Here is a 12,028-nt window from a genome sequence, read left to right on the forward strand (position 1 = left end):
GAGACTCCTTGTTTCATACGAATGCGGACGGCGGGCATTCGCCACCGTCTGTCGAATCAATCTATCCGCATGAAACATTAAGGACGCATCAAGAGCCCCTTCTCTCCGTTTTTCGCCCGTCATGAACTACTTGGTAGATTGTAAGGCATGTCCCACACATCTACTTAAACAAAAACCACCACAAAGGTGCCTGGCCCCTTTGTGGTGGAAGTGACGTTTGCCCAGATAAAACCTGCCAAAACAAACCTGTCCCTATTTGGCAGGTTATGGCAGCGCAGCGAGCCAGCCCTTAAAGGTGATCTTGGATAAGATCGCAGATGGCTCGGGCGTCGTTGATGTTGATGGCTCGGGTCGCAAAGCCGGCGTCGAAGGCCTGACGCGCCAAGGCCTCATTGCAGGCAAGGGCCAGCGTGTGGCCATCGACCAGGTCGAGCGAGCTCTTGCCGCGCAGACGGTCGACACCGGAGCGCGCGACCACGATATTGTCGAAGCCCTCGGTCTTGTAGCCCTCGATGATCACCACGTCGACGTCGTTATAACGCGACAGCAGCTCGCGAGCGGGCATCTCGTCCTCCTCGCGCGTGTCGGCGTACTCCGCCCAGCGCGTGGCGCAGATGAGTCCCACGTGCTTGGATCCGGCTTGGTGATGGCGCCAGGTATCCTTAGCGGGTACATCGATATCAAAGCCGTGGTGCCCGTGATGCTTGAGCGAACCCACGCGCAGGCCGCGGCGGGTGAGCTCGGCGATAACCTTCTCGACGAGCGTGGTCTTGCCCGAGTTTTGGTAGCCGATAAACGCGATCGCGGGGACGGCCGGAGTGGGAGCTGCAGGCGCGACGGCGACGGGTGCGCCCGCGGGCGCGTTGCCCGCGGCCCCCACGGCCTCAACAGCAGCAACCTGACGCTCGGCGCGGTCCCACACGCCCGAGCGGCCGCCCTCCTTGTGCAACAGGCGCACGTCGACAATCTCCATGCCGCGATCGACGGCTTTGCACATGTCGTAGATCGTTAGGCACGCGGCACTCGCGCCGGTCAACGCCTCCATCTCGATACCCGTCTTGCCCGTCACGCCGGCCGTAACCAGTACGTGAAAGCCAACCTGCCCGTCCGTGCGCGCCGGTGCCCAGCCCTCGGGCACGTCCTCGGCCGGCGTCCCCGCCGCAGCGATGGGCGCAATGTCGCACTTGCTCTTGGTAATGAGCAACGGATGGCACATGGGGATGATGTCGCTCGTGCGTTTGATGGCCATGATGCCCGCCACGCGCGCGCAAGCGAGCACGTCGCCCTTTTTGGCGCGGTCCTGCAGCACCATGGCCTGCGTCTCGGGGTGCATTAGGATGGTGCCCTCGGCGATGGCGATGCGATGGGTCTCGGCCTTGTCGGACACGTCGACCATGCGCACCTCGCCCTTGGCGTCCACATGCGTCAGCTCGTCGCGACGGGCGTCGCGGGCGGGCTCGGTGGCAGCACTGGCAGTCGGCTGTGCGGACGCGTCGGCGTTACCAGCATTCGCCGCAGCCGTGCCTTTGTGGGCAGACATCGCGGCCCTGCGAGCGGCCTTGGTGGCATCGGCGTACCTGCTCTTGGCCATATGATCATCCTCCGATTTGGGACATAAATCGTTGCGTGCCCTCAATTATCGCGTGTTCCTGCGGTTTGTGGGCCACGGCATCGCGCCAAATCGAAAGTACCTGCATATCATCACCACGGCGCAGGGCGTCGCGCACCGAATACTCGGCATCACTGAACAGGCACGGACGCACGTTGCCATCGGCCGTCAGGCGCAGACGGTTGCAATTCGCACAAAAATGGTTGGACATGGCGCTAATGAAACCGACCGTTCCCGTCGCGCCAGGAAAGTGCCAATAGCGCGCAGGGCCCGCGCCGGCAGGAGCGTCGTTGATGCCGAGCGGCTCGAGCTCGCCCAGCCCCGCCGCGGCTGCCCCGGCATTGATGCGCGCCCGCAGCTCGTCACTCGGCACGGTGTCGCTCGCGTCCCACAGCTCGGGATTGAGCGCGGGCGCGTGAGGGTCTACGGCACAATGCGAGCTCGTGTGCTCGTCGCCGATGGGCATGTATTCGATAAATCGCAGGTGGATGGGGCGGTCGAGCGTGAGTCGCGCGAGGGCCGCCACATCCTGGTTGAGCCGGCGCACCACAACACAGTTGACCTTAACGGGCTCAAAGCCCCAAGCCAGCGCCGCGTCGATGCCAGCCATGGTCTGCTCGAGCCGACCCAGACGCGTGATCTTTCCAAAGAGCGTAGGGTCGAGTGTGTCGAGCGAAATGTTGACGCGGTTAAGCCCGGCGTCTTTGAGCTGCGGCGCCAGCTTGGGCAGCAGGGCACCGTTGGTGGTGAGCGAGATGTCCTCGATCTGCGGAATCGCGCGGATGTCACGAATGAGCGGAATGATACGGCGGCTGACCAGCGGCTCGCCGCCCGTCAGGCGCACGCGGCGAATGCCCTCCCCCGCCACCAAGCGCACAAAGCGGGCGATTTCCTCGGCACTGAGCAGCTCGTCGTGTGCACGGGGCGCCACGCCATCGGCCGGCATGCAATAGATGCAGCGGAAATTGCACTTGTCGGTAACGGCAACGCGCAGGTAGTTGATGTCGCGGCCAAAGCCGTCATGTTGCACGTGCCCGTCCACGCGGCCCTCCCCTCACGCGGCGTTTTATTCTTCGGAAAACATAATACCCCACGAGAGAATTATGCCGACACCCGTACGACAGGACAGGTCGCTTCGAGCAAAACGGACTATCCAAGCCCATCCTCAGCACAAACCATCACAACATTCGATGCTTTTCCCGATTTTGGCAAAAAACGTCGAATGTTGTGATGGTCCGCCTGCCCACGGCACCCCGTAGAAGGGCCGGAACGTCCCTAAAGGCCGCTGTCCCAGTGCCGAATCACGAATTCGCAGGTCGTTTTGCCGCTTTTGGAACGCTTCGCTTCGATCGCACTTAAGGCCCATAGCGAGCGCGATGGCGTTCATCGCCCGATGCAATTGCAGCTGATGGGCAAACTGAGTCCCGGTGAGGACGATCATCCTAAAGCCCAGCGCACTCAGCACGGTCATACGCTCCGCATCCGACGCGCTGCGCTGTTTATCAAGATGGTCCGAGCCGTTGTATTCAATCCCCGTACCGCTTGCAGGCGCATATACGTCGATCTCGAAATACCCGGCCTTTGCGAGATACTTGAACTCGTTGGGAACATCCACCCGATGGTTGAGCTCAACCTTGGCGTATCCCAGCCCTCCCTGAGAACGTTTTGCTACGACCATGATTGCGGTGGCCGTCTCCATGGGCGACCGCGCGCCATCGTGCACGCGCTTGAGCACGGCGGCCGCGCGTATAGCCCCCTGACGAGATCGGTTCTCATTGCAATAAGTAATCAAGTCGGCAACGGTATACCTCTGCCCCATCTCGATATAATCGCCTGTCGACAGATGATTCAAATGGTATCGGGCACAGATTTCGTAGCCATATTCCAGCTGCTCGGGCTCACTCATCCACGAACCCGCTTGGACAAAGCACATGGCCTCATCAACCACTAGAAGGCCCTCTGCCACCTCGATAAGATGGCCTGGAGGTATCGGCGCCCCAAACACGTGGCACCTAAATCCAGCCGGCGTCGAGCGTTCAAAATCGAAGTTGACGAGCGTGTCGATATGATCGAGCTCTTCTCGTGGAATACCAAGAGAAACCAGATGGTCGGCAACGATCCCAACCGCCGTTGAAGCCCTCAGCCCCTTGGCATCGAGTCCCAATTTGGGCAGGCTCGCGGTCGGTTCCGCCTCGTTAGCAAGCGAGTCCTCATCGTATAGACTGCTTGCTCGCGAGAGCGACTCGGACGGGCGCGCCACGTTGTGGTACAGCCAGGCAGTCTTATGGGACAGGACGATTGGCAGGTCCATGAGCCCTCCAATGGAGTCGGATAACCAACCTTATTCCCCTGCTCACGGGTCCGCACACCTTCGTGCGCAAGAAAGCGATTCCACCCGGTCGAGTGGCAGAAAAACCATCACAACATTCGATGCTTTTCCCGTTTTTGGCGAAAAACGTCGAATGTTGTGATGGTCTGAGGCGAGGTAAGAGGCACGGAGGGACCAAAGCATCGTGCTCGGGGCGTGACTTTTTCGCCCCACTGCCAACATAAACCTTGACTCTACAATCGTTGTAGGGTTTTCACTACACTGGTATGTAAACAGACCCAGCCAGAAAGCCCCGCCCATGGAACACGACCTCACACGCGGCAATGTCCTTAAGACCATCGCGGTCTTTGCCCTGCCCTATATGCTCTCGTACTTTTTGCAGATGCTCTACGGCATGGCCGACCTGTACATGATGGGGCAGTTTAGCGGCGCCGCCGGCATCACCGCCGTGGCAAATGGCGCTCAGACGCTCTATATGATTACCGTGGCGCTTGTGGGCCTGGCCATGGGAACGACGGTGGTCGTCGGCCACGCCGTGGGCTCACGCCGCTTCGACCGCGCCGAGACCGCCATCGGCAACACCATCACGCTCTTTATGGGTGTCTCGGTAGTGCTGGCCGCCGTCCTGCTCGCACTGTGCCCGCAGATCGTGGCGCTCATTGGCACACCGGCCGAGGCAGTCGAAGGCACTGCCGCCTACCTGCGCATCTGCTTTATCGGCATTCCCTTTATCGCCGCGTACAACATTCTTTCGGCCATCTTTCGCGGGCTGGGCGATTCGCGCTCGCCTATGTACGTGATTGGCGTGGCGTGCATCATCAACATCGCGCTCGACTTTCTATTTATCGGCCACATGGGGCTCGGTCCCGTGGGCGCGGCGCTCGGCACAGTGACCGCGCAGACGGCCAGCGTTGCCCTCGCGCTCGTGTGGCTCAAGAGCCGCCGCACGAACATCCACGTTAAGCGCAGCGACCTGCGCCCGCAGCCCGAGGTGCTCGGCAGCATTCTTAAGATCGGCGTGCCTGTGGCCGTGCAGGACGGCTGCATCCAGGTGGCGTTTATGTTTATCACCGTCATCGCCAACCACCGCGGTCTGGTCGACGCCGCCGCCGTGGGCCTGGTCGAGAAGATGATCAGCTTTTTGTTCATTGTGCCGAGTTCCATGGGCGCCACCGTCAGCGCGCTCACGGCGCAAAACGCCGGCGCGGGCAAGGGCGATCGTGCGCGTCAGGTGCTCAAGGACGCCATGACCATCTCGGTGGTGTACGGCTGTCTGATCACGATACTGATGTGGCTGGTGGCACCGGCGTTTATCGGCTTTTTTGCCAAGGACGCCGCGGTGGTCACGGCCGGTACCGGCTATATGCGCAGCTACATTTTCGACGCGATTTTTGCCGGCATCCACATTTGCTTTAGCGGCTTTTTCGCTGCATACGGTAAGAGCTACATCGGCTTTGCGCACAACGTGCTGGCCGTGGCGCTCATTCGCGTGCCGGGCGCGTGGCTGTTGTCGAATGCCTATTCCGACACGCTGTTTCCCATGGGCATCGCTTCGCCGTGCGGATCGATTCTGTCGGCGGTCATCTGTGTGGTGGCATTTACCGTGCTCAACCGGCGCGGGGCTTTTGACAAGCTGGTGGCGTAGCGGATCGTTCGTGTCATACGACGGCTGCGCCGCACGACTTCAGTGCCCCTCCCCCGCCCGTTGAAAGGAGCAGTCCCATGACCGACTCGCCAACCGAACATACCGAGGGCCTGCTCCGCATTGGCGAGGTGGCGCGCTTGTTTAACCTGAGCGTGGGCACGTTGCGCCATTACGAGCAAATGGGCTTGCTGGACCCGGCACACATCGATCCGGCGAGTGGGTACCGCTACTACGGATCGCGGCAGCTCTCCACCCTCAATACCATCAGCCACCTGCGTGTTCTCGACTTGCCGTTGGCGCAAATCCGTGAGTTTGTGACCACGCGCGACGTGGACCTTATGCAGCGGCAGCTGGCTCAGCAACAGGAGCTCATCGAGCGCAAGCGCCGCGAGCTGGAGCGCGTGTCGCGCAAGATCGATAACCGGCTTGCTCTACTGCACGATGCCTTGAACACCGAGCTCGATACCATTTGCACAATCGATGCGCCCGAGCTTCGCTGCGCCGTGTTGCGCGAACGCGTCAACCCTACCGACGCCTATGCGCTGGAGTGGCAGATTCGTCAATTGCAGAAGGGCCAGCACGAGACCTTTGTCTTCCTGGGCAACTTGGGCGTTGGGATTAGCGCCGAACGCCTTGCCGCCGGCGACTTTGATGGCTACGACGAGGTCTTTCTGCTGCTGGATGGCACGGACGATTACCTGGGCGATGTCGAAGTACGTCCCGCCGCGCGGTGTCTGACGGTCAGCTTCCGCGGCACGCACGGTCAGGCGGCCCCGCGCTATGAGCGCTTACTCGATTACATGCACGAGCGCGACCTGTCCCCCGCCGGTCCCTCGCGCGAAATCGCCCCCATCGACGACATCATCAGCGACGACCCGGGGGCGTATGTGACGAGGATCGCGATACCGGTCCGCTAATCACTACCATTTATCGAGCAATTCCATCCATTTACCTTAATCCGAATTAGATTGTATTATGTAGCAAATAAAATGACAGCATATTGCCCCCCCATAGGCAGGAGACATTATGCCCAGAGTTCAATCACGTCGCTCGTTTCTTCTCGGCCTAGCCTCGATCATCGGCTTATCCGCGTCACGCCCAACAAGAGTATTCGCTGCCGACTCAAACTCATCCGTCGCTTTTACATCAGACCTAGCACAAGACTACGCGCTTTCCCTGTTGCCCATCGTCGACGGATCCGCGAACTTAGAGATCGAGCGAATCGTTCCCGTATGCCAACAAATCGGCCTTATCTGTGGCTATGAAATCAGTGTCACAAGGGAAGGAAGCCCTTACGGTTATTTAGTACTTGACGCATCATATCCCGGGCTTCTGAAGGAGATAACCCTCGGCGATACCATTCTTCCGATTTCAGCTTCTCTATCAAACGCCATTTCAACTTATTCCGGCCAACAGGCCACAAACCCAACCGTACTAATTTCGTACAACGATATTGAATATGGAACTTTGGTGCCAGGAACTAGAGACTGTGTAACCAACTATAACAATATACGGTCTGTCCCGATTGCCACCGAAAAGGGTATAACACCTCAAAGCAATAACCCAACTTCATGGAATGCAGTCATTATCAATGAAGATGACTTGATGTTGCATTTCCAAATAGACGATTTAAACGGAATACCGTTCCGAGGAGTCTCGGAATCATTAGTTGAAGCCCGCACTAATAAGTATGCATGCGTCGTTTCTGCCTTGTACGCTGTATCAATGCATTACGGTCTCACCAGTTCAAACGCTAATCAATTTAATCCCGATTATTATAAAGAAATATGGAACGTCACTGGCACAACAACGTATAAGACCAATGATCAGGGCGTCGAGTACGGAAGCACGATCATCCCAGATGGAATTGTTCCGTTTAAAAGTCTTGCCGCTCAAAAGGGTAGAGCACTTAATACTCAATTTTTCGGTTATCAGCCTCAATTCGCTCAGTACAGAGCAACTATCGATCAAGGGAATATCGGCTTGTATCATATGTGGATCAACAGCCGAAACAGTGAAGGATCCGTCGAGCTATCAGGTCATACAGTCACGGTAACTGGCTATTTTACTGGGCATAATGGAAGCTCTGGCATCGAACTGCAGTGGCTCGAAGTATTCGACGGATGGAACACTTATCCCCGAGCGATTAACTATGCAACGCCCAATATGGTCAAATTGAACGGAACAGTCTTTTGGTAAACCGGATGGCACCATCAAAATGCTATGGCACCACGGCCTTTGCCCTGGTTACGATATTGGTGATTTTCGCTATGTTTGCATCCGTTTCTTCATGCACAGATAGAGCCCGCTATAGCGGAGGAGATGATTACCTTGTCTTTGGAGTCGGCAGCGTTCATTCTATTGAGGGAACGGAACTCGTAATCCAAACAGACAACAGTCCCCGCTACACCGACGCTGGAAAGCAAACCCGGATTACATTCCCCTCATCTGGCCGAATCAAAGACAAGCTTTCCCAAATCAAAGTTGGGACAAGAGTTTCCTACTCACGCTTTGAGTCGGTAGACGCATCTGGATCATACGAGGGAAACGATATCGAAATTGAACAGGCAAACACTATAAGGAGATGTTGAGGAACTGAGCCTCTGCGCAGTTCCTCAACAAATCATTATGCCTCCGGGACCCTACCCGTCGCCAAAATCTGTTCAAGTGCCGCCTCGTCCAGCACGGGCACACCCAGCTGCTCGGCCTTGGTGAGCTTGGAGCCCGCTTTGGGGCCGGCGACCAGATAGCTCGTCTTCTTTGACACACTACCCGAGACCTTGGCGCCGAGCACCTTGAGCGCCGCGCCCGCCTCGTCGCGGGTGCGGTTGACGAGCGTGCCGGTGAGCACGAAGGTCAGACCCGCGAGTGGCTGTGCGTCGGCGAGCTCGCCCGCCACGCCAGCGTCGGCTGCAGCTTGCGCGTGCGCGGCGCCCAAGTCGACCTCGAGCGACAGGCCCGCCTGACGCAGGCGCTCCAGTACGGCAAGGTTTTCGGATACGGCCAGGAACTGCTTGACGCTCGCCGCAATCTTGGGACCAATGCCCTCGCACTCGGCGATGTCCTCTTCGCTCGCCAAGATGAGCTTGTCAATCGACAGGAATCGCTCGGCGATGACCTCACCCACACTCTTGCCCACGTGGCGGATGCCCAGGGCAAACAGCACGCGACCGAGCGGCTGGCTCTTGGACTTGTTGAGCTCGGCGATAATTTTCTCAGCCGTCTTGAAGCCCACCGGAATGGGGTCGCCCTTCTTGACGCCCTTTTTGCTGTTGGAGCTGGCATAGGTGCGCCCCGTATCCAGACCTGCGATGTCATCGACCGTGAGCTGGTAGAAGTCTGCGACATCGTGAATCAGCCCGGCGGCGATCATCTTGTCGACGATCTCGTCGCCCAGGCCGTCGACGTCCATGCAGCCGCGGCTCACCCAGTGGAGCAGGCGCTCCTTGAGCTGCGCGGGGCAGTCGATGGAGACGCAGCGGTAGGCAACCTCGCCATCCTCGTGAACCACGGGGCTGCCGCACACGGGGCAGACCTCGGGCATGTGCCAGTCAACCGAATCGGCCGGGCGCTTATCGAGCACCGGGCCCACGACCTCGGGAATCACGTCGCCCGCCTTGTGCACGATGATGATGTCGCCCTCGCGCACGTTTTTGCGACGGATCTCGTCGATGTTGTGCAGTGTGGCGCGCGCGATGGTGGAGCCGGCGACCGTCACCGGGTCGAACTCGGCGACCGGCGTGAGCACACCGGTGCGGCCCACCTGGATGCGAATCTCGCGCAGGACGGTCTGCTTTTCCTCGGGCGGGAACTTAAAGGCAATGGCCCAGCGCGGTGCGCGGGCGGTAAAGCCCAGGTCGAGCTGCTGCTGGAAGCTATCGACCTTTACGACCACGCCATCGATGTCGTAGTCCAGGTCACCGCGATGTTCGAGCGCCTGGGCACAGAACTCGTGGACTTCGGCCGGCGTGGCGCAGCGTGCCACATTGGGGTTGACGCTAAAACCGGCGCTGCGCAGCCAGTCAAGAAACTCGCGCTGGCTGTGGACATGCAGTGGGTCAGTATCGGCGATGGCATAGATAAAGGTAGCGAGATCGCGGCGCGCCGTGATCTTGGGATCTTTTTGGCGCAGGCTGCCGGCGGCGGCGTTGCGCGGGTTGGCGAAGGGGTCGCGTCCCTCGGCATCGGCCTCTTCATTCAGGCGGACAAAGCTACCCTTGGGCATATAGACCTCGCCGCGTACCTCGATGGTGCGCTCGCGGTCGGCGCCCATGTGGGCGAGCGCCGGCTCGGACAGGTGCATGGGCACATCCTTGATGGTACGCACATTGAGCGATACGTCCTCGCCCGTGGTGCCATCGCCGCGCGTGGCCGCGCGCACGAAAGTGCCGTTTTGGTAGGTAAGCGCCACGCCCAGACCGTCAATCTTAAGCTCGCAGGTATAGGTGACGCTACCTGCGCCGAGCGCATCCTCGGTTCGTTGGAGCCACGCGTCGAGCTCGTCCAGATCCATGGCATCGTCCATGGAATACATGCGTGCCATGTGCGTGACCGGCGTAAACTGCTCGCTCACGTAGCCGCCCACGCGCTGGGTATAGCTGTCGGGCGTCACCAGGTCGGGGTAGGTGGCCTCGATTTCCTGCAGCTCAACGAGCATTTTGTCAAAGGCGGTGTCCGTGATCTCGGGCGCATCGAGCATGTAGTAGCGATAGGCGTGGTAATCGAGCTCGTGGCGCAGCTCGGCCGCACGCGCTGCCGCCTGGGCATGGGCGTCGGTCGGCGCGGCGGCATCCGCACTCGCGGGCGTTTCGGTATCGATGTCCACACCGTCACCAAACAGGCTCGATTGCTCCATAGCGGCACTCCTTCGCTCGATTTCAAACGGATACAAGAGTACCACCGGTCACGATGGGGCCGAATAACCCTTTCGAACCGCACCGAATCGGCAGCCGCCAGACTGGGGTGGATCGCGCGATCAAACCATGCCCTTGCCGTTTCTAAATGATCCGTTTTCCTCCGTCCCCAACGAATCAATAAGAAAAGAGGGGCTGTCCCGCGTTGGCGGAACAGCCCCTCTGGCCTCGATATGTGCGATACGCTCGCTAGTAACCCTGGCCGTAGCCCTGACCCTGGCCCTGCTGGCCCAGCAGCTCCTCCAGATACTGGCGCAACTGCTCGTCAGTAATGCCACCGTTGCCGGTGTCGGTCGCGCTGTCGTCCTGTTGTTGGTTCCGCAGCTCTTCATCAGAACCCAGCTCGACCGTGACCTTCTTCTCTTCCTTGCCGCGCACGAGCGTAATTTCGACCTTCTCACCCACCTCGTGGCTGCGCAGTGCGATGATCAGGCCATCGGCGCTCGTAATCTCGTCGTCGCCCAGCTTGGTGATGACGTCGCCCTCTTGGATGCCAGCCTTGGCGGCAGGACCGTCCTCGACGACACTCGCCACATACGCGCCGCTATCGGTACTCAACTTGTTGGTGCGGGCGTTGAGCGCATTGACGCTCGAAAGCGTAGCGCCCATGTACGGATGCACCGGCGTCTTTCCGTCGATAATCTGGTCGGCAATGTTCTTGGCGTAGTTAACGGGAATAGCAAAGCCCACGCCCGAGCTGGAGCCCGAATAGCTCTCGATAAGCGAGTTAATACCCACGAGCTCGCCGTTGTCGTTGACGAGCGCGCCACCGGAGTTGCCCGGGTTGATGGCGGCATCGGTCTGGATCATATTGGCGTAGATGGTATTGCCGCTGGTAGAGCTCATGGCCGTGGAGCGATACAGCGCCGACACGATACCCGTGGAGACAGACTGCTCGTTGCCGAACGGCGAGCCGATCGCCATGACCCACTCGCCCACATTGAGCTTGGAGGAGTCGCCGATCTCGATCGGCGTGAGCTTGGAGGCGTCAGCATCCTTGAGCTTGATGACGGCCAGGTCGCTCGAGGCATCGTTGCCCACGAACTCGGCCTCGTAGGTGGTTCCGTCGTCCATGGTCACCACGTACTGGTCATAGCCATCGACCACATGGTTGTTGGTGAGGATGTGGCCCTCGGTATCGAGCACTACGCCCGAACCGACACTGCCCGAACCATCCGACTCGTCGGCAGACTGCGAAAGCGAGCCATTCTGGCTACCGCTCGAAGTAGCGGTAATGGAAACGACGGAGGGCAGGGCCTTGGCAGAGACGGCCTCGGCCAGCGTGGTGTCCTCGGAGTCGATGGTAATCTTTTGCGTCGATGAACCCGAAGCACCCGCCGTCACGGCGTTCCTGCCGCCGCCGATATCGAGCGTGCCGCTCATAATGAGCGCGATGACCAGCAGGGCGCCGCACGCACAACCAGCGAGCGCCGTAATAAAGATCGGCAGCTTTTTGGTCTTGGTCTTGACCACCGTGTGCTTGTTCACGACCTGTTGGCCGCCCAGCGGCTTGCCAGTCTGCGTGTCGTAGG

General features: G+C 59.5%; 8 protein-coding genes. 3 read left to right on the plus strand and 5 right to left on the minus strand.

Translation table 11 applies throughout. The features are described from left to right. Positions 1 to 289: 289 nt before the first annotated feature. From mobB to AB5Z54_RS06035, 3 genes are all read right to left on the minus strand, one after another. The gene (mobB, locus tag AB5Z54_RS06025) at positions 290 to 1,591 is read right to left on the minus strand and encodes a molybdopterin-guanine dinucleotide biosynthesis protein B (RefSeq protein WP_368160761.1); all 1,302 of its coding nucleotides are present in this window, start codon (positions 1,589 to 1,591) and stop codon (positions 290 to 292) included. Between the two features lie 4 nt (positions 1,592 to 1,595). Then, positions 1,596 to 2,651, minus strand: coding sequence for a GTP 3',8-cyclase MoaA (gene moaA, locus AB5Z54_RS06030; RefSeq protein ID WP_368160762.1), 1,056 nt, complete (start codon positions 2,649 to 2,651; stop codon positions 1,596 to 1,598). 123 nt (positions 2,652 to 2,774) lie between these two features. Then, on the minus strand, positions 2,775 to 3,920 hold the full coding sequence (locus AB5Z54_RS06035; RefSeq protein WP_368160764.1) for a putative endonuclease domain-containing protein: 1,146 nt from the start codon (positions 3,918 to 3,920) through the stop codon (positions 2,775 to 2,777). A 316-nt stretch (positions 3,921 to 4,236) separates the two neighbouring features. On the opposite strand from AB5Z54_RS06035, the gene AB5Z54_RS06040 reads away from it, so the two are divergent. The 3 genes from AB5Z54_RS06040 to AB5Z54_RS06050 all read left to right on the plus strand — a co-directional run bounded on the left by AB5Z54_RS06040 (position 4,237) and on the right by AB5Z54_RS06050 (position 7,782). After that, positions 4,237 to 5,583 (plus strand): MATE family efflux transporter, encoded by a 1,347-nt coding sequence (locus tag AB5Z54_RS06040; RefSeq protein ID WP_368160765.1) that lies wholly within the window; start codon positions 4,237 to 4,239, stop codon positions 5,581 to 5,583. 77 nt (positions 5,584 to 5,660) lie between these two features. Beyond that, positions 5,661 to 6,500 (plus strand): MerR family transcriptional regulator, encoded by an 840-nt coding sequence (locus tag AB5Z54_RS06045; protein ID WP_368138236.1) that lies wholly within the window; start codon positions 5,661 to 5,663, stop codon positions 6,498 to 6,500. A 109-nt stretch (positions 6,501 to 6,609) separates the two neighbouring features. Then, positions 6,610 to 7,782: a hypothetical protein gene (locus AB5Z54_RS06050; protein ID WP_368138237.1), complete on the plus strand. Its 1,173-nt coding sequence runs from the start codon at positions 6,610 to 6,612 to the stop codon at positions 7,780 to 7,782. A gap of 427 nt (positions 7,783 to 8,209) precedes the next feature. Here the strand turns inward: AB5Z54_RS06050 and ligA are convergent, their stop codons facing one another. Further along, positions 8,210 to 10,438 (minus strand): NAD-dependent DNA ligase LigA, encoded by a 2,229-nt coding sequence (gene ligA, locus AB5Z54_RS06055; protein WP_368160767.1) that lies wholly within the window; start codon positions 10,436 to 10,438, stop codon positions 8,210 to 8,212. A gap of 247 nt (positions 10,439 to 10,685) precedes the next feature. Then, positions 10,686 to 12,028, minus strand: a 1,343-nt coding sequence (locus AB5Z54_RS06060) for a S1C family serine protease (RefSeq protein ID WP_368160769.1), incomplete at its 5' end; no start/stop codon positions are given.

It is taken from the genome of Collinsella aerofaciens, from assembly GCF_040910185.1.
GTDB lineage: Bacteria > Actinomycetota > Coriobacteriia > Coriobacteriales > Coriobacteriaceae > Collinsella > Collinsella aerofaciens_BF.